The organism is Streptomyces sp. NPDC005962, from assembly GCF_040629205.1.
GTDB lineage: Bacteria > Actinomycetota > Actinomycetes > Streptomycetales > Streptomycetaceae > Streptomyces.
This window is the reverse complement of the sequence record NZ_JBEXVE010000011.1, coordinates 132,284-149,724: the sequence shown is the minus strand read 5'-3', so window position 1 is coordinate 149,724 and position 17,441 is coordinate 132,284. Positions and strand designations below refer to the sequence as shown.

Here is a 17,441-nt window from a genome sequence, read left to right as displayed (position 1 = left end):
TAGATGTCATGCACCTGCCCCCCGTAGCCGTCGTACGAAAGGTGAGAGCGACATGCCCCCGATTCCCCGGCGCAACCTCCTCAAGGCCGCCACCGCCACCGGCGCGGCCGTCCCGTTCTCCTGGATGCTCGCGCAGAACGCCCCGCGGGCGGCAGCCGCGGAGCGGGACAAGGCCACCGGCGAACCCGTGAAGATCAGCTGGCTGGAGGACGGCGGCCTCGGCGCCGCCGCGGGCAGCACCTTCGGCGTCCCCTGGCCCAAGGGCGCCCACCCCGGCGACCAGGCGTTCGCGCTCACCACCGCCGACGGCAAGGACGTCCCCCTGCAGACCTGGGCCACCGCCTACTGGCCCGACGGCTCCCTCAAGTGGACCGCGCACGCGGCGGGGGAGGGGCTGGGCGGCGGCACCGCGTACCAGCTCACCACCGGTGCGCCCGCCGCACCCGCCAAGAAGGTCACCGTCTCCGAGAAGGGCGGCAGGATCACCGTCGACACCGGCGTGATCAAGGCCGTGATCGGCAAGGACGGCGAGAAGCTCGTACGCTCCGTCACCCGCGGCTCCACCGAGATCGCCCGCGACGGCCGCCTCGTCCTGCTCCGTCAGGGCGACATCGACGACGGCGACCACGGCAGCGCCAAGTGGGACCGGTTCGACGGCGAGATCAGCGCCGCCAAGGTCGAGCAGAAGGGCCCCGTCCGCGCCGTCGTCCGCATCGACGGCAAGCACCGCAAGGGCGGCCGCGGCTGGCTCCCCTTCAGCGTCCGGCTCTACTTCTACGCGGGCGCCGACTCGTTCCGCATGGTGCACACGATCACCTTCGACGGCGACCAGGATAAAGACTTCATCCGCGGTCTCGGCGTCCGCTTCTCGGTGCCCATGCGCGACGAGGCGTACGACCGCCACATCCGCATCGCGGGCGAGGACAAGGGATTCCTCACCGAGGCCGTCAAGGGCATCACCGGACTGCGCCGGGACCCCGGCGCGAGCGTCCGCGCGGCCCAGGTCAAGGGCGAGAAGCTGGCCGACCCCGCCACCTGGGACCAGCGGGTCACCAGCCGGCTGCACCTCATCCCCACCTGGGGCGACTACACCCTCTCCCAGCTCTCCGCCGACGGCTTCGCCCTGCGCAAGCGCACCAAGCCGGGCCACGGCTGGATTCCCGCGGGCGGCGGACGCCGGGCGTCCGGCTTCGGCTACGTCGGCGGGGTCAGCGGCGGGCTCTCCTTCGGACTGCGCGACTTCTGGGAGAAGTTCCCCGCCCAGCTCGACATCCGCGGCGCGGCGGGCGACGAGGCCGAGGTCACCCTGTGGCTCTGGTCCCCCGAGGCCCAGCCCATGGACCTGCGCTTCTACCACGACGGCCTGGGCCAGGACACCTACGCCGAACAGCTGGAGGGCCTCAACATCACGTACGAGGACTACGAGCCGAAGTTCGGCACCCCGTACGGCATCGCCCGCACCAGCGAGCTGACCTTCTGGGCCAACGCCGCCACCCCCGGCGCCGACACCCTCGTCCAGCAGGCCGCCGCCCTGCGCACCCCGCCGCAACTCGTCTGCGGCCCCGCCGACCTGGTCCGCGCCAAGGTCTTCGGCGGCCTCTTCTCGCCCGTCGACCGCTCCACCTCCGCCAAGGCGAAGATCGAGGACCGGCTCGACTTCCTCTTCGAGTACCACAAGGGCCAGGTCGAACAGCGCCGCTGGTACGGGTTCTGGGACTACGGCGACATCATGCACACGTACGACGAGAACCGGCACCAGTGGCGATACGACGTCGGCGGCTACGCCTGGGACAACTCCGAACTCTCACCCGACCTGTGGCTCTGGCTCGCGTATCTGCGCTCCGGCCGCTCCGACATCTACCGCTTCGCCGAGGCCATGACCCGGCACACCGGCGAGGTCGACGCCTACCACCTCGGCAAGTGGACCGGGCTGGGCACCCGCCACGGCGTCCAGCACTTCGCCGACAGCGCCAAGCAGCAGCGCATCTCCACCGCCCTCTACCGCCGCTACCTCTACTTCCTCACCGCCGACGAGCGGATCGGCGACATCATGCACGCCCTCGTCGACTCCGACGAGTCCTTCCTCGTCCTTGACCCGCAGCGCAAGGTCCGCCCCGACCCCGACTACAAGCCCGACCGGCACGCCCTGTCCATCGGCTTCGGCACCGACTGGAGCGGACTGGCGGGCGCCTGGCTCACCGAATGGGAGCGGCGCGGACCCCAGGCCGACAAGGCCGAGGCCCGGCTGCGCAGCACCATGGAGACCATCGCCGCCCAGACCAACGGCTTCGTCCAGGGCGCCGCGCTGTACGACCTCGACACCGGCAAGTACGCCATCGACGACAAACCCAAGGTCAGCGTCTCCCACCTGTCCGCCGTCTTCGGCCTGGTCGAGGTGTGCGCCGAGGTCATCGACCTGATCGACCTGCCGAAGTTCAAGGAGGCCTGGCTCGACTACTGCCGCTACTTCAACGCCACCAAGGCCGAGCAGAAGGCCCGCTACGGCACCGACTTCGGCTCGCTGATCCTGGTCCAGGGCCACTCACGGCTCGACGCGTACGCCGCCGTACAGCTGAAGGACGAGCAGCTGGCCGCCCGCGCCTGGCAGAAGTTCACCGAATACCACGAGGGCGACGGCTACCCGGACGCCTCCGTCAGCTGGAAGACGGCCAAGGTGGAGGGCCCGGACGTACTCGTGCCCGGCGTCGAGGCGGCCTGGGTGAGCACCAACGCCACCGCGCAGTACGGCCTCGCCGCGATCCAGAACCTCGCGCTGGTGGGGGACAAGCTGTCCGGCTAGCGGAGGCCGCCGCACGCTGGGGACACTGAGGACATGGACTGGTGCCACTACCGCTTCCGCAGCCGATGGGACCTCGACGCACCGCCCGCCGCCGTCTTCGCGGCGCTGGCGGACGGCGACGGCTACCCGCGGTGGTGGCCCCAGGTCCGTGACGTGCGGCGGGTCGACGACCGCACCGGCACCGCCCGCTTCCGCTCCCTCGTCCCGTACGACCTGCGCGTCACCGTCACCCAGGCAGACCGCGACCCCGCCCGCGGCACCCTGCGGATCACCTTCTCCGGCGACCTGGAGGGCTGGGCCCGCTGGACGGTCACGGCGCGCGGCGCGGGCACCCGCGCCCTGTTCGAGCAGGACGTGGTGGCGCGCAAGCCGCTGCTCCGCCGCTTCGCCGTGCTCGGGCGGCCGCTTTTCCGCGCCAACCACGCCCTGATGATGCGCGCCGGGCGCCGGGGACTGCGGGCCGATCTGGCCGGGCGGACGGCCGGGCGGCGGCCCGGGCGGAATCCGGTTTGAACCACACCTCGCCCGACCTGTATTGTTCAGGTCGTTCCACCGGGCAGGACGCCGGAAGAACACCCGGGCGATTAGCTCAGCGGGAGAGCGCTTCGTTCACACCGAAGAGGTCACTGGTTCGAACCCAGTATCGCCCACCAATCCGGGACCGGACCGCCAGCAGGCGGTCCGGTCCCGTGTGTTTTCCGGGCTTGTCGCCACCGGACATGGGTACCCGCGTGCACACCGCGGATGAATCGGAGGAAACCCCCATGGCCGTCGCCACCGCAGCCGTCCTGTCCCTGGACTGCGCCGAGCCCGAAGAGCTGGCCAAGTTCTACGCCACCGTGCTCGGCGCCGAGATCACGCCGGTGATCATTCTCGACCGGATCGACATCGCCGTCCCCGGCGGGACGCGCATGTCCTTCCTCCGGGATCACGGCTACGCCCCGCCGAGCTGGCCCCGCCCGGACGACTCCCAGCAGGCCCATCTGGAACTCCTGGTCGACGACATGGACGCCGCCGAACGCCAGGTCGTCGACCTGGGCGCACGGCCGCTGGACACCAAGGACAACGGCGGCATACGCGACGTACGCCTCTACTCCGACCCGGCCGGGCACCCCTTCAGGCTGCTGCGCGCCCCCGCGTCATAGGCGACCTGGCTACCCCGTCATGGCCAGCCGCCATGGCCAGCCGGGCTACGCCGCCGCCGGGAGGTCCGGCCGCAGCGGCCAGGCCGGGTCGCAGACCTCGTCCGAGCCGTTGAGCGCGAACCAGGCCTGAAGGCCGCGCGCCTGCGCCGCGTACCAGGCCGTCTGCCGGGCGTGCAGCTCACCGGGCGTCAGCGTCTCCAGCCGTGACGCGAAGCGGCGGCCCACCGCCCGGACGACCTCCAGGGCGGCCGTCGCGTCCGCCGCCGCGTCATGCGCGCCCGTCAGCTCGACTCCGTAATGCGCACACAGATCGGTGAGCGTGCGGCGCCCCTTGCGATAGCGGTCCAGGTGCTTGTCCAGCACCCGCGGATCGAGGACGCACAGCGAACGCAGCGACAGATACGTCGCCAGGGTGGCATTGCGATGCCGCTTCAACTCACGGTCCAGCAGCGTCAGATCGAACGGCGCGTTCATCACCACCACCGGGGTGCCGCGCGTCGTCTGCTCGGCGAGCGCCCGCGCCACCTCGTCCATCACCGGTGCGGGCCACCGGCCGTGCCGCTGCAGATGCGCGTCGGTCAGCCCGTGTATCTCGGTCGCGGCCCGCGGCACCGGTATGCCCGGACTCACCAGCCAGCGCCGCACCTCCGGCAGACTCCCGGTGCCGCGCTGGACGACGAGAGCGGCCGACACGATCCGCTCGTGCTCGACGTCGACCCCGGTCGTCTCCGTGTCGAACGCGGCGAGCGGCCCCTCGAACCAGGACGACATGGCCTCAACTCCTCGTGCGTATGTACCCCATGACCTCCGCATCCCGCCCCGACCTGGTGATACCCGGAGGGAGATGGCCGAACCACCACTGTTTGCAAGCCATCTGACGGGGAGACAACACACATGTACGGACACCGGCGACGACCGGAAGGCGTCACACTCATGGCGCTCGCGCAGCCCGAACCGGCCCCGTCGGCAAGCGGTCTGCTGCCCGAGCGGACCGCGCCCCCGCGCGGCCATATCGCCACCACCGCCTGCATGGAGACGCTGCAGGTCGGCTATCTGCACGCGGTCGCGGCGGCCGCGGGCTGCTCGCTCGCGCAGCCCTTCCCGGATCACGGCATCGACTGGCACGTCAGCCACAGCGCGCCCGGCCACGCCGTGGACGACGAGGTGACGATCAAGGTGCAGCTGAAGGCCACGTATCAGCTGGCACCGCGTCCGCCCGGCCCGACCTTCGCCTTCACCCTCGACAACGACCATCTGGTCAAGCTCGCCCGCAGCCCGGTCTCCGTGCACAAGATCCTCGTGGTGATGATCGTGCCGCGCGGCCGGGACGACTGGATACGGGCCGGTCACGACCGTCTGGCACTGCGGCACTGCTGCTACTGGATCAACCTGGCGGGCCACCCGGTGACGGGCCGCCGCCGGACCACCGTGCGGGTCCCGACCTCGCGGATCTTCGACGACCGCGCGCTCTGCGAGATCATGACCCGGGTCGGGGCGGGAGGGAGACCCTGATGGACGGCGAGCCTCTGATGGGCCGCGACCCCCTTGCGGACCGCGAGGCTCTGATGGGCCGTGGCCCTCTGCCGGAGCGCGACCCCGGCCCCGGGCCGCGTCCCGGCGAGGTGGACCCCGCCGTCCTCGGCGCCCTCCTCGCGCGGCACGGCTGGCACCGCCGCGGCGGCGCCCGGGGGCGGTACGCCCGCTGGACGCCCCCGGGCGGGCTGCCGGGCACCAGCCTGCTCGTGCCCGAGAGCCGCGACTTCCCCGACAGCGGCGATCTCCTCGGCGAGGCGCTGCTCGCCCTGGCCCGCAGCGCCGCGCCCTCCGCCCGCGAGGTGCTCACCGGCCTCGCCGTGCCCAGCGATGAGATCCGCTGGTGGCGCGAGGTGCCCGCGTCCCGTGGCGCCGCCGCCTGGCCCGCCCAGGAGCGGCTGCGCGCCGCCGCCCGGGCCACCCTGCTGGCCGGGGCGCTCGCCGCCCGGGCCAGAGCCGGGTACTACGGCGCACGGCACCGCCGGGCGGCCGAGGCGTCCCTGGAGCGCGTGCTGACCGGCCCCGGGGGCGCCGTCTCCGGCGGCCACCAGCTGACCGTCTTCGTCCCCGTCGAGGACGGCCGGGCCACCACCGCCGCCCTGCTGCGTGCCCTGTACGCGCTGCGTGACGCCGTCGACTACCAGCGGACCACCGGCGGTATGGAGGCGTTCGACGCGGCCGTTGCGGCGGGGGTGAGCCGCGAGCTGACCGACGCCGTCGTCACGCTCGTCCAGGGCACCGAGGGCGCCCGCATGGCCCTGGCATGGTCACCGGCCGCCGGTCCGCCGCCGGGGTTCTCCACCCGGCCCGAACCGGTCGAGTTCACGCCCGGTGACCTGCCGGGGCTGCGCGAGGCCGGGGCCCGCTACGTACGGGACGAGCCGTCCGTACCCGTGCGGGTCACCGGCGCCGTGGTGCGCCTGGGCCGCGCCGGGCCGGGCGGCCCCGGGACGGTGCGGCTGCGGGTGCTGGCCGGGGCGGACGTGGCGAAGCTGCGGATCGTGCTGGACGAGGACGACTACCGGATCGCGGGCCATGCGCATCTGGTCGGGCTGCCGATCCGGGTGAGCGGGCGGCTGGAGAGCCGCGGTGGCTTCCGGCGGCTGACCGGAGCCGGTGGCGTCGCCCCGGTGCGGGTGGACGACGGGGAGCGGGACCGGCTGCTCAAGTCGCTTCAGGAGAACCTCGACTTCTTCGAGGGGACGTGCGGCGAGGGAGCATGCGGCGAACCCTGATCGCGCCGGGGCGCCGCCTTCGCCGGTCGCGCGGATAACCGTTTCGCGGTCGGACCCGTCGGCTCGGTACGATTCTCGCTGCGCGGCATTCGCCGCGGGTAGTGATCCTTCAGTCAGGAGAGACCGGTGTCAGACGTCCGTGTGATCATCCAACGCGATTCCGAGCGGGAAGAGCGCGTGGTGACGACGGGCACTACGGCGGCGGATCTCTTCGCCGGCGACCGCTCGATCGTCGCCGCGCGCGTGGCCGGGCAGCTGAAGGACCTGGCGTACGAGCCCGCCGACGGCGAAGAGATCGAGCCGGTGGAGATCACCAGCCAGGACGGTCTGGACATCCTGCGCCACTCGACCGCGCATGTGATGGCGCAGGCCGTGCAGGAGCTGTTCCCGGAGGCCAAGCTCGGCATCGGCCCGCCGATCAAGGACGGCTTCTACTACGACTTCGACGTCGAGACCCCGTTCCAGCCGGAAGATCTCAAGCGCATCGAGAAGAAGATGCAGGAGATCGTCAAGAGGGCCCAGAAGTTCTCGCGCCGGGCGGTCACCGACGAGGCCGCGCGCGAGGAGCTGGCCGCAGAGCCGTACAAGCTGGAGCTGATCGGGCTCAAGGGCTCGGCCGCCGACGCCGCCGAGGGCGCGTCCGCCGAGGTCGGCGCGGGCGAGCTGACCATGTACGACAACCTCGACGCGAAGTCCGGCGAGCTGTGCTGGAAGGACTTGTGTCGCGGTCCGCACCTGCCGACCACTCGCGTCCCGGCCTTCAAGCTGATGCGCAGCGCCGCTGCCTACTGGCGTGGCAGCGAGCGCAACCCGCAGCTCCAGCGGATCTACGGCACCGCCTGGCCGACCAAGGACGAGCTGAAGGCGTACCTGGAGTTCCTGGCGGAGGCCGAGAAGCGCGACCACCGCAAGCTGGGCGCCGAGCTGGACCTGTTCTCCTTCCCGGACGAGCTGGGCTCGGGCCTGGCGGTGTTCCACCCGCGCGGTGGTGTGATCCGCAAGGAGATGGAGGACTACTCGCGGAAGCGGCACGAGGAGTCGGGGTACGAGTTCGTCAACACCCCGCACATCACCAAGGCGCGCCTTTTCGAGACCTCGGGCCACCTGCCGCACTACATGGAGGGCATGTTCCCGCCCATCGAGTTCGACGGGCAGGACTACTACCTCAAGGCCATGAACTGCCCGATGCACAACCTGATCTTCAGGGCGCGCGGGCGGTCCTACCGTGAGCTGCCGCTGAGGTTGTTCGAGTTCGGCACGGTCTACCGGTACGAGAAGTCCGGCGTCGTCCACGGACTGACCCGGGCCCGGGGCTTCACCCAGGACGACTCGCACATCTATTGCACCAAGGAGCAGGTGCCGGATGAGCTGGACTCGCTGCTCACCTTCGTGCTCAACCTGCTCCGGGACTACGGTCTGAACGACTTCTACCTGGAGCTGTCCACCCGGGACGACTCCGACAAGTTCATCGGTGGGCCGGAGCAGTGGGAAGAGGCCACCGAGGAGCTGCGCAAGGCCGCCGAGAAGCAGGGCCTGGAGCTGGTCATGGACCCGGGCGGCGCGGCCTTCTACGGCCCGAAGATCTCGGTCCAGGCGCGGGACGCGATTGGCCGTACCTGGCAGATGTCGACCATCCAGGTCGACTTCAACCAGCCCGCCCGGTTCAACCTGGAGTACACGGCGGCCGACGGCTCGCGCCAGCAGCCTGTCATGCTCCACCGGGCGCTGTTCGGGTCGATCGAGCGCTTCTTCGCGGTACTGCTGGAGCACTACGCGGGTGCCTTCCCGGCGTGGCTCGCCCCGGTCCAGGCGGTCGGCATCCCGATCGGCGACGGCCATGTGCCGTACCTGGAGGAGTTCGCCGCCCAGGCGCGGGCGAAGGGCCTGAGGGTGGAGGTCGACTCGTCGTCCGACCGGATGCAGAAGAAGATCAGGAACGCGCAGAAGAGCAAGGTCCCGTTCATGGTCATCGCCGGTGACGAGGACGTGGCGGCCGGAGCGGTCAGCTTCCGCTACCGCGACGGTTCACAGAAGAACGGCATCCCCCGTGACGAGGCCATCGCCGAGATCGTTGACGTTGTGGAGCGCCGGACCCAGGTGTGATGTGGTCCCCGCGTAGGCGGGGGTGATCCGAGCTTCGCCTTGCTGATGTGCGGCGCGTTAACGTGCTCCCCACCTGGCGTGGGGGGGCAATACACAAGGGGCGGCCCTGCCGGGCCGCCCCTCACCGCACCCCCATCCGCCGGGGACGAATATGCTGGCCCGCATGACGAGTGACCCGGAACAGCAGATCGGAGTGGGAACGCCGGACGCGTTCCAGCGCCTGTGGACGCCCCACCGGATGGCGTACATCCAGGGCGAGAACAAGCCCACGGGCCCGGGGTCGGGCGATGGCTGTCCGTTCTGCTCCATCCCGGACAAGTCCGACGAGGACGGCTTGATCATCGCCCGGGGGGAGCGCGTCTACGCCGTGCTCAACCTGTACCCGTACACCGGCGGCCACCTCATGATCGTCCCGTTCCGGCACCTCGCCGACTACACCGAGCTGGACGCCGAGGAAACGATCGAGCTGGCGGAGTTCACCAAGACCGCCATGACCGCGCTGCGCACCGCCTCGGGCGCGCACGGTTTCAACATCGGGCTCAACCAGGGCACCGTCGCCGGGGCGGGGATCGCCGCCCATCTGCACCAGCACGTGGTGCCCCGCTGGGGTGGCGACAGCAACTTCATGCCGGTCATCGGCCGCACCAAGGTGCTGCCGCAACTTCTCGCCGACACCCGCCGGTTGCTCGCCGACGCCTGGCCGAAGCCGTAGCGACCCCCTGCCCATGGGCCCGGCGGCACCGCCGCCGGGCCCTGCGATTTACGCGTCTTACGCGTCGTACAGATCGGCCTTCTTCGGCGACGCCTCCTGGACCTGGCCGCTGAGTGTCAGCGAGCGGTTGCCGAAGCGCTCGGTGTCCACACCGTGGTGCTTGAGTACGCCGATCGCCGCCTCGTGGACCACCCGCAGGACGGGGGCGGCGGTCCGCAGCGCGTCGTCCGCCATGAAGCGGTGCCGCCAGGGCTTGTCCGCCCAGGCGTGCCGCAGACCGAACGGCTCGGGCAGCACGAGCTTGCCGCCGAGGTGGTCGAGGATCGGCGGGTACCAGGTGAAGGGGGCGCGCGCGGCGAGCCGCACCACCTCCTGGGGCTTCACGAGCGGCAGCGGGATCGACTTGGTCTCCCAGAACCGGAAGGTCTTGGGGACCGTCTTCGATGGCGCGGACGGCTTGCCGCGGAACAGTGGGTTCACCGGCCCCAGCGCATGCCCGGTGACCTCGATCCGCATCGTCTTGTGCAGCAGCGTCACCGTGATCATGAGTGTGATCACCAACTGGCCGTCCCACAGCACGAACTGCACGCCCAGGTAGTGCCGGTCACCGGCGCCGAACTGCTGCTGATCGCAGATCCGCTGCAGCTCGACGCCCTTTATCTGGAAACCTTCCCCTTCGGAAGTGCCGCCGCGCTCGACCGACTTGGCGCCCTCGGTGACGGCGGAGACCACCCAGTGGCGCACCTGGGGCGGGGCGGTGAAGCCGCCGGTGTGCAGCGGGGTGCGCTCCAGCAGGCGCAGCTGGTCGTGGATCGCCCGTATGACGTCCCAGCTGCGGAAGGGGTCGATCTCCTTGTCGGGGTCGGCCGACACAAGGTCCTCGGCGAGCTGCCAGCTGCCCCAGCGGGTGCCCATGCCGAGTATGCCCTTGGCGCCGGCGTAGAAGACCACGTTGCTGTACTGCTCGGCGGTGAGCTTGTGCAGCGACTTGCGGAGCTCCTCGGCGGAGGTCTGGCCGGGGTGGTTGGGCACCGTCTCGGGCACCTTGGCGCCGACTCCGGTGCCCGAGACCAGCCCGCCCCAGTAGTCCCGCAGCTCCTTGGCGGTGCGCTCGCAGATCTGCTTGGCGATGTACCAGCCGATCACCGGCGCGACCACCACGCCCCGCAGATATATGCCCCAGAAGCCGCCGAAGGGCAGCTTGACCAGGAAGATGAGGACGAAGATGCCGAGCGCTGCCATGAGGGCGGTGCCCAGCGCTCCCATCCGCTTGTCCTGGGCGCCGGCCACCGAGCGGCGCAGCTGGAAGGCGCCGAGCCAGAGCAGCGCCCCGGGAAGGAACAGCAGCCCGAAGATCACCATGACGACGGTGAGCCGGGCGTCGCGGACCTTGCGTATCCGGTTGGCGGCCAGGCAGTGCTCGACGACCGTCTGCGGCTCGATGCCGAAGGACTGGATCACCTGGTTGCGGCCGCCGCCGAGCATGCGCAGCTGCACGGCGCGCGAGAACGCCTCGCCCAGGTTCGGCTCGAACAGCGAGATCTTGGGTGCCTTCACCTCCGAGACCGTCCACTCGGAGTTGGCCTCCAGCAGCTTCGCCACCGGGTCGTCACGGTACGCGGCAGAGGCCAGCGCCTGTGTCGCCGCCGTCTCTCCCGCAGACCCGGACAGGGGCACCTGTGCCCCGGGACTGAAATCGAATCCGTCCGTCACCAACGCCCCCAATACCGCACGCTGCTTGCGCTGCGACCTCAGCGTATCCGGGGTGCGTACCGCCTGTCGCCAGGGCGTGGTGGCCTGTGGATAACTTCCCCGCTCACAGGCGCGCGCCGCCCGCCGCCCGCCCCGCCCCGGCCGAGTTGGGGCGGGCGGCGTACGGCGGCCCGTGAACTACGCCCCGGCCTCGGCCCGTTCGCCGCGCACCCGCTCGGCGACCTGCGGCGGCATCGGCTCGTGCCGGGCGTAGGAGCGGCTGAACCGCCCGGTGCCGTGGGACAGCGACCGCAGGTCGACCGCGTACCGGCCGATCTCGATCTCCGGGACCTCCGCCTGGATCAAGGTCCGGCCGCCGCCCGACTGCTCGGTGCCGACGACCCGGCCGCGCCGCCCGGACAGATCGCTCATGACGGCGCCGACATAGTCGTCGGAGATCAGCACGCCGACCTTGACCACCGGTTCCAGCAGTTCGATCCAGGTGTCGGCGGCCGCTTCGCGCAGGGCGAGCGCACCCGCCATCTGGAACGCGGCATCGGAGGAGTCCACCGAGTGCGCCTTGCCGTCCAGCAGCGTGATCCGCACGTCGACCAGCGGGTTTCCGGTGGAGACGCCGCGTGCCGCCTGGGCCCGTACCCCCTTCTCGACGGACGGGATGAACTGCCGGGGGACCGCGCCGCCGACGACCTTGTCCACGAACTCGATGCCCGAGCCGCCCGGCAGCGGCTCCACCTCGATCTCGCAGATCGCGTACTGGCCGTGCCCGCCGGACTGCTTGACGTGCCGCCCGCGCCCGGAGGCCTTGCTTCCGAACGTCTCGCGCAGCGCCACCTTGTACGGGACGGCGTCCACCTGTACCCCGTAGCGGGCGCGCAGCCGCTCCAGCGCGACGTCCATATGGGCCTCGCCCAGGCACCACAGCACCACCTGGTGGGTGTCCGGGTTCTGCTCCAGCCGCATCGTCGGGTCCTCGGCCACCAGCCGCGACAGGCCCAGCGACAGCTTGTCCTCGTCCGCCTTGCTGTGCGCCTCGATGGCCACGGGCAGCAGCGGGTCGGGCATCTGCCACGGCTCCATGAGCAGCGGCCGCTCCTTGGCCGAAAGTGTGTCCCCGGTCTCGGCGCGGGTCAGTTTGGCGACGCACGCCAGATCGCCCGCGATGGCCTGGGACAGCGTGCGCTGCTGCTTGCCGAACGGTGTGGACAGGGCGCCCACCCGCTCGTCCACGTCGTGGTCCTCATGGCCGCGGTCCTCCAGGCCGTGCCCCGAGACATGCACCGTCTCGTCCGGGCGCAGCGTCCCGGAGAAGACCCGGACCAGCGAGATCCGGCCGACATACGGATCGGAGGAGGTCTTGACGACCTCGGCGGCCAGCGGGCCGTCCGGGTCGCAGACCAGCGCCGGGCAGGAGCCGCCCCGCGGGGTGGTGACCTCGGGTGCCTCGCGCTCCAGCGGGGTGGGGAAGCCGCGGGTGATCAGCTCCAGCAGCTCGGTGGTGCCCAGGCCCTGCCGGGAGCCGCCGGTGGCGGGCGCGGCGGCCAGCACGGGGTGGAAGCTGCCGCGTGCGACGGCCTTCTCCAGGTCGTCGATCAGCGTCTTGACCTCGATCTCCTCGCCGCCCAGATAGCGGTCCATGAGGGTCTCGTCCTCGCTCTCGGCGATGATCCCCTCGATGAGCCGGTCGCGGGATTCCGACACCAGCGGGACCTGGCCGTCGGTGGGCGGGGTCTCGGTCCGCGACCCCGAGGAGTAGTCGTAGACGCGCTGGGAGAGCAGGCCGATCAGCCCGGTCACCGGGGCGTGCCCGTCCGGTGCCGGTTCGCCGCGCAGCGGCAGGTACAGCGGCAGGACGGCGTCGGGGTCGTCGCCGCCGAAGGTCCGGCGGCAGATCTCCGTCATGTCCTCGAAGCTGGCGCGGGCCGCCTCCAGGTGCGTGATCACGATGGCGCGTGGCATCCCGACCGCCGCGCACTCCTCCCACACCATGCGGGTGGCGCCCGCGATGCCCACCGCGTCCTGGGCCGCCGAAACGACGAAGAGGGCCGCGTCCGCTGCCCGCAGACCGGCCCTCAGCTCTCCGACGAAGTCGGCATAGCCCGGGGTATCCAGGAGATTGATCTTCACCCCGCCCCATTCGACGGGTACCAGGGACAGCTGTACCGAGCGCTGCTGCCGGTGCTCGATCTCGTCGTAGTCGGAGAGGCAGCCGCCGTCCTCGACGCGTCCTGCCCGGTTGATCGCGCCGGTCGCCAGCGCGAGGGCCTCCACGAGTGTCGTTTTTCCGGACCCGCTGTGGCCGACCAGCACCACATTCCGCAGGGAGCTGGGCCGGTCGGCCGCCGCTGCCCTTCCGGCGGCCCCTGGGTGGGTATTCGTCTTCTCGCCCATGTGTCTCGCCTCCCGGTCGACACCTTGCGATACTTCGAGCTTTCCACCGAGGTCACGGTGCGTCCATACGTCGCACATCCGGGGATCACACGGGAGGGGCGTGGGAGCGGTCCGACAGGTGCGCGGCGCCCTGGTAGCGCCTGGCTACGATGGGCCAGCCGGTGGCCTTTTGACCATCCGGCCCGTATCGACCCACCGGGAAGGCCATGCTGAACAAGTACGCGCGTGCTTTCTTCACGCGTGTTCTCACACCGTTCGCCGCCCTGCTCATCCGCCTCGGCGTCAGCCCGGACGCGGTGACCCTCACCGGAACCGGTGGTGTGATCGCGGGGGCGCTGGTCTTCTACCCCCGCGGCGAGTTCTTCTGGGGCACCGTCGTCATCACGCTCTTCGTCTTCTCGGACCTGGTCGACGGCAATATGGCGCGGCAACTGGGCCGCTCCAGCCGCTGGGGGGCGTTTCTCGACTCGACGCTGGACCGGGTCGCCGACGGGGCGATCTTCGGGGGCCTGGCGTTGTGGTACGCGGGCGGCGGCGACGACAATGTGTTGTGTGCGGTGACCATCTTCTGTCTCACCAGCGGCCAGGTGGTCTCGTACACCAAGGCGCGCGGCGAGAGCATCGGGCTGCCGGTGAACGTCAACGGGCTGGTCGAGCGCGCCGAGCGGCTGGTGATCTCGCTGGTCGCCTGCGGACTCTCGGGCCTGTCGATCTTCGGCGTGCCGCATATCGAGATCCTGCTCCCGATCGCGCTGTGGATCGTCGCGGTGGGCAGCGCCGTGACCCTCGTCCAGCGCGTGGTCACCGTGCGCCGGGAGGCCGCCGAGGCGGACGCCACGGAGCAGGCGGTGCCCCAGGGGGGCGAGACACGGTGAAGGACAGGCTGACCGACGCCCTGTACGGGCTCGGCTGGAGCACGGTCAAGAAGCTCCCGGAGCCGGTCGCCGTGGCGCTCGGGCAGCGCGTCGCCGACCAGACGTGGAAGCGGCGCGGCAAGGGCGTGCTGCGCCTGGAGGCCAATCTCGCGCGCGTCGTCCCGGAGGCCTCGCCGCGGCGGCTGGCCGAGCTGTCCCGGGCGGGCATGCGCTCGTACATGCGCTACTGGATGGAGTCCTTCCGGCTCCCCACGTGGAGCCCGGAGCGCATCCGCGACGGCGTCGAGATCAAGGACGCCCACTACCTGGTCGACGGCCTGGACAGCGGCCGCGGCGTGGTGCTCGCCCTGCCCCATATGGGCAACTACGACCTGGCCGGGGCCTGGGTCACCACCAAGCTGGGGGTGCCCTTCACCACGGTCGCGGAGCGGCTGAAGCCGGAGTCGCTGTACGACCGCTTCGTCGCCTACCGCGAGGGGCTGGGCATGGAGGTGCTGCCGCATCAGGGCGGAGCTGCGTTCGGCACGCTGGCGCGGCGGCTGCGGGCGGGCGGTCTGGTCGCTCTGGTGGCCGACCGGGACCTGTCCGCCGCGGGCGTGGAGGTGTCGTTCTTCGGCGAGACGGCGAAGATGCCCGCGGGCCCGGCCCGGCTCGCGGCGCAGACGGGTGCGCTGCTGCTGCCGGTCACCCTTTGGTATGACGAGTCCCCGGTCATGCGGGGGCGGGTGTATCCGCCCGTCGAGGTGCCGGAGAGCGGCACGCCCGCCGAGCGGACCGCCGTCATGGCTCAGCAGGTCGCCGACGCGTTCGCCTCGGGGATCGCCGAACACCCGGAGGACTGGCATATGCTCCAGCGGCTGTGGCTCGCCGACCTGGATCGCGGTCCTGGACCGGATGGCGGTTCTGGACCGGATCAGGGTCCTGGAATGGAGAAACCTTGAGGATCGGGATCGTCTGCCCCTACTCCTGGGACGTCCCGGGCGGTGTGCAGTTCCACATCCGCGACCTGGCGGAGCACCTCATCCGGCGTGGCCACGAGGTCTCCGTACTGGCGCCCGCGGACGACGAGACTCCGCTGCCGTCCTACGCCGTCTCCGCGGGGCGCGCGGTCCCGGTGCCGTACAACGGCTCCGTCGCCCGGCTCAACTTCGGCTTCCTGTCCGCCGCCCGGGTGCGGCGCTGGCTGCACGACGGGGCGTTCGACGTCATCCACATCCACGAGCCCACCTCGCCCTCCCTCGGGCTGCTCGCCTGCTGGGCGGCGCGGGGGCCGATCGTCGCCACCTTCCACACCTCCAACCCCCGCTCGCGGGCCATGATCGCCGCGTATCCGATCCTCCAGCCCGCCCTGGAGAAGATCAGCGCGCGGATCGCGGTCAGCGAGTACGCGCGGCGGACCCTGGTCGAGCATCTGGGCGGCGACGCCGTCGTCATCCCCAATGGTGTCGACGTGGGCTTCTTCGCCGACGCCGAGCCGAAGGAGGAGTGGCAGGGCGAGACGATCGGGTTCATCGGCCGTATCGACGAGCCCCGCAAGGGGCTGCCGGTGCTGATGCGCGCCCTGCCGAAGATCCTCGCCGAGCGGCCCGGGACCCGGCTGCTGGTCGCCGGGCGCGGCGACGAGAAGGAGGCGGTCGCGGGGCTCCCGGAGCGGCTGCGGGACCGGGTCGAGTTCCTGGGGATGGTCAGCGACGAGGACAAGGCGCGCTTCCTGCGCAGCGTGGACGTGTACATCGCGCCCAACACGGGCGGCGAGAGCTTCGGCATCATCCTGGTCGAGGCCATGTCCGCGGGCGCACCGGTCCTCGCGAGCGACCTGGACGCCTTCGCCCAGGTCCTGGACGGGGGAGCGGCCGGTGAGCTGTTCGCGAACGAGGACGCGGACGCGCTGGCGACCGCCGCGGTACGGCTGCTGGGCGACCCGGACCGGCTCGCCGAGCTGCGGGAGCGGGGCAGCCGCCATGTGCGGCGCTTCGACTGGTCGACCGTGGGGGCGGACATCCTGGCGGTCTACGAGACGGTGCGCGACGGCGCGTCCTCCGTGGACGCCGATGACCGCATCGGCCTCCTGACCCGGCTGGGCCTGACCCGGGACTAGGGCCTGTCGTTTGGATCAGGGCCGGGCTCGCGGGATCTGGCACGCGCATCTGCGGCGTTGTCGTCACTCGCCGACGCTCCGCGTCGACTCCCTCCTCCGCCTTGCAGCTGCACGCACCAGATCCCGCTCCCTGATCCGGCCTGATCCAAACGACAGACCCTAAGGCGGAGCCCGGTGCCCTACAGGCGGTAGCGTGGCGCGCCGTGAGCACACTGATCTGGGTCGCGGTCGCGCTGGTCGTCGTCGCCGTCTATCTGAGCTGGACCGCGGGGCGGCTGGACCGGCTGCACAGCCGTCTGGACGCGGCGCGGGCGGCGCTGGACGCGCAGCTGCTGCGCCGCGCCTCCATCGCGCAGGAGCTGGGCACCGCCGGAGTGCTCGACCCCGCCTCGTCGATGGTGCTCTATCAGGCCGCGCACGCCGCGCGGCAGAGCGAGGAGGAGCACCGTGAGGTCGCCGAGAGCGAGCTGAGTCAGGCGCTGCGGGCCGTCTTCGAGGAGCCCGCGCAGGTCGAGGCGGTGCGGGAGGCGCCGGGCGGCGAGGCGGCGCTGGAGGAGCTGGCGGAGGCGGTGCGCCGGGTGCCGATGGCGCGGCGGTTCCACAACGACGCGGTACGGGCGGCGCGGGCGCTGCGCCGCCACCGCGCGGTGCGCTGGTTCCGGCTGGCGGGCCATGCGCCGTTCCCGCTGGCGTTCGAGATGGAGGACGAGCCTCCGGCGGCCCTGGTGGCGCGCGCGTCGCACTGACGCCGGTTCGCGCCAACGGCCTTCCGGGGGCGTTCGGGCCGAGGGCGTTCGGGCCACCGGCCTTCGATTGGCCCTTGCCGAGGCCCGTCCGGA

The 17,441-nt window shown here is 71.3% G+C and carries 14 protein-coding genes and 1 tRNA gene; 12 read left to right on the top strand and 3 right to left on the bottom strand.

What is annotated here, in order from left to right; translation table 11 throughout:
- Positions 1–52: 52 nt before the first annotated feature.
- The 4 genes from ABZ370_RS20240 to ABZ370_RS20225 all read left to right on the top strand — a co-directional run bounded on the left by ABZ370_RS20240 (position 53) and on the right by ABZ370_RS20225 (position 3,945).
- Positions 53–2,800 (top strand): Tat pathway signal sequence domain protein, encoded by a 2,748-nt coding sequence (locus tag ABZ370_RS20240; RefSeq protein WP_358622536.1) that lies wholly within the window; start codon positions 53–55, stop codon positions 2,798–2,800.
- A 33-nt stretch (positions 2,801–2,833) separates the two neighbouring features.
- Complete coding sequence (locus ABZ370_RS20235) at positions 2,834–3,313, top strand: SRPBCC family protein (protein WP_358622534.1); 480 nt, start codon at positions 2,834–2,836, stop codon at positions 3,311–3,313.
- 65 nt (positions 3,314–3,378) lie between these two features.
- A tRNA-Val gene (locus tag ABZ370_RS20230) sits at positions 3,379–3,453 on the top strand.
- A gap of 111 nt (positions 3,454–3,564) precedes the next feature.
- On the top strand, positions 3,565–3,945 hold the full coding sequence (locus ABZ370_RS20225; RefSeq protein ID WP_358622532.1) for a VOC family protein: 381 nt from the start codon (positions 3,565–3,567) through the stop codon (positions 3,943–3,945).
- A gap of 45 nt (positions 3,946–3,990) precedes the next feature.
- Here the strand turns inward: ABZ370_RS20225 and ABZ370_RS20220 are convergent, their stop codons facing one another.
- Entirely contained in the window at positions 3,991–4,716 is a 726-nt protein-coding gene (locus ABZ370_RS20220) for a 3'-5' exonuclease (RefSeq protein ID WP_358622529.1), read from the bottom strand.
- 162 nt (positions 4,717–4,878) lie between these two features.
- On the opposite strand from ABZ370_RS20220, the gene ABZ370_RS20215 reads away from it, so the two are divergent.
- The 4 genes from ABZ370_RS20215 (at position 4,879) to ABZ370_RS20200 (ending at position 9,528) form a co-directional block, all read left to right on the top strand.
- Positions 4,879–5,457 carry a DUF4365 domain-containing protein gene (locus ABZ370_RS20215; protein WP_358622527.1) on the top strand — a complete coding sequence of 193 codons (579 nt, stop codon included), beginning with the start codon at positions 4,879–4,881 and terminating at the stop codon, positions 5,455–5,457.
- Positions 5,458–5,510: 53 nt separating this feature from the next.
- Positions 5,511–6,713: a hypothetical protein gene (locus tag ABZ370_RS20210; RefSeq protein ID WP_358622853.1), complete on the top strand. Its 1,203-nt coding sequence runs from the start codon at positions 5,511–5,513 to the stop codon at positions 6,711–6,713.
- A 126-nt stretch (positions 6,714–6,839) separates the two neighbouring features.
- On the top strand, positions 6,840–8,816 hold the full coding sequence (gene thrS, locus ABZ370_RS20205; RefSeq protein ID WP_358622525.1) for a threonine--tRNA ligase: 1,977 nt from the start codon (positions 6,840–6,842) through the stop codon (positions 8,814–8,816).
- Between the two features lie 151 nt (positions 8,817–8,967).
- The gene (locus ABZ370_RS20200; protein WP_358622522.1) at positions 8,968–9,528 is read left to right on the top strand and encodes an HIT domain-containing protein; all 561 of its coding nucleotides are present in this window, start codon (positions 8,968–8,970) and stop codon (positions 9,526–9,528) included.
- Positions 9,529–9,585: 57 nt separating this feature from the next.
- Here ABZ370_RS20200 and ABZ370_RS20195 read toward each other — a convergent pair whose 3' ends face one another.
- Together ABZ370_RS20195 and ABZ370_RS20190 are read right to left on the bottom strand one after the other, a co-directional pair.
- Positions 9,586–11,241 (bottom strand): hypothetical protein, encoded by a 1,656-nt coding sequence (locus ABZ370_RS20195; protein WP_358622519.1) that lies wholly within the window; start codon positions 11,239–11,241, stop codon positions 9,586–9,588.
- A gap of 177 nt (positions 11,242–11,418) precedes the next feature.
- Positions 11,419–13,629 carry an elongation factor G-like protein EF-G2 gene (locus ABZ370_RS20190; protein WP_358622517.1) on the bottom strand — a complete coding sequence of 737 codons (2,211 nt, stop codon included), beginning with the start codon at positions 13,627–13,629 and terminating at the stop codon, positions 11,419–11,421.
- A 206-nt stretch (positions 13,630–13,835) separates the two neighbouring features.
- Here ABZ370_RS20190 and pgsA point away from each other — a divergent pair, with 206 nt between their 5' ends.
- The 4 genes from pgsA to ABZ370_RS20170 all read left to right on the top strand — a co-directional run bounded on the left by pgsA (position 13,836) and on the right by ABZ370_RS20170 (position 17,348).
- Positions 13,836–14,504 carry a phosphatidylinositol phosphate synthase gene (gene pgsA, locus ABZ370_RS20185; protein WP_358622516.1) on the top strand — a complete coding sequence of 223 codons (669 nt, stop codon included), beginning with the start codon at positions 13,836–13,838 and terminating at the stop codon, positions 14,502–14,504.
- Positions 14,501–15,445 carry a phosphatidylinositol mannoside acyltransferase gene (locus tag ABZ370_RS20180; protein WP_358622514.1) on the top strand — a complete coding sequence of 315 codons (945 nt, stop codon included), beginning with the start codon at positions 14,501–14,503 and terminating at the stop codon, positions 15,443–15,445. The genes pgsA and ABZ370_RS20180 overlap by 4 nt, the downstream gene beginning before the upstream one ends.
- On the top strand, positions 15,442–16,602 hold the full coding sequence (locus tag ABZ370_RS20175) for a glycosyltransferase family 4 protein (protein ID WP_358622511.1): 1,161 nt from the start codon (positions 15,442–15,444) through the stop codon (positions 16,600–16,602). The genes ABZ370_RS20180 and ABZ370_RS20175 overlap by 4 nt, the downstream gene beginning before the upstream one ends.
- Positions 16,603–16,805: 203 nt before the next feature.
- Positions 16,806–17,348: a hypothetical protein gene (locus ABZ370_RS20170; RefSeq protein WP_358622509.1), complete on the top strand. Its 543-nt coding sequence runs from the start codon at positions 16,806–16,808 to the stop codon at positions 17,346–17,348.
- Positions 17,349–17,441 lie beyond the last annotated feature (93 nt).

Bases quoted from the DNA above. Each gene is read 5' to 3' on its own strand.
- pgsA (WP_358622516.1), top strand. From the start codon at position 13,836: ATGCTGAACAAGTACGCGCGTGCTTTCTTCACGCGTGTTCTCACACCG.
- ABZ370_RS20235 (WP_358622534.1), top strand. From the start codon at position 2,834: ATGGACTGGTGCCACTACCGCTTCCGCAGCCGATGGGACCTCGACGCA.
- ABZ370_RS20225 (WP_358622532.1), top strand. From the start codon at position 3,565: ATGGCCGTCGCCACCGCAGCCGTCCTGTCCCTGGACTGCGCCGAGCCC.
- ABZ370_RS20240 (WP_358622536.1), top strand. From the start codon at position 53: ATGCCCCCGATTCCCCGGCGCAACCTCCTCAAGGCCGCCACCGCCACC.
- ABZ370_RS20220 (WP_358622529.1), bottom strand. From the start codon at position 4,716: ATGTCGTCCTGGTTCGAGGGGCCGCTCGCCGCGTTCGACACGGAGACG.
- ABZ370_RS20190 (WP_358622517.1), bottom strand. From the start codon at position 13,629: ATGGGCGAGAAGACGAATACCCACCCAGGGGCCGCCGGAAGGGCAGCG.
- ABZ370_RS20215 (WP_358622527.1), top strand. From the start codon at position 4,879: ATGGCGCTCGCGCAGCCCGAACCGGCCCCGTCGGCAAGCGGTCTGCTG.
- ABZ370_RS20210 (WP_358622853.1), top strand. From the start codon at position 5,511: ATGGGCCGTGGCCCTCTGCCGGAGCGCGACCCCGGCCCCGGGCCGCGT.
- ABZ370_RS20200 (WP_358622522.1), top strand. From the start codon at position 8,968: ATGCTGGCCCGCATGACGAGTGACCCGGAACAGCAGATCGGAGTGGGA.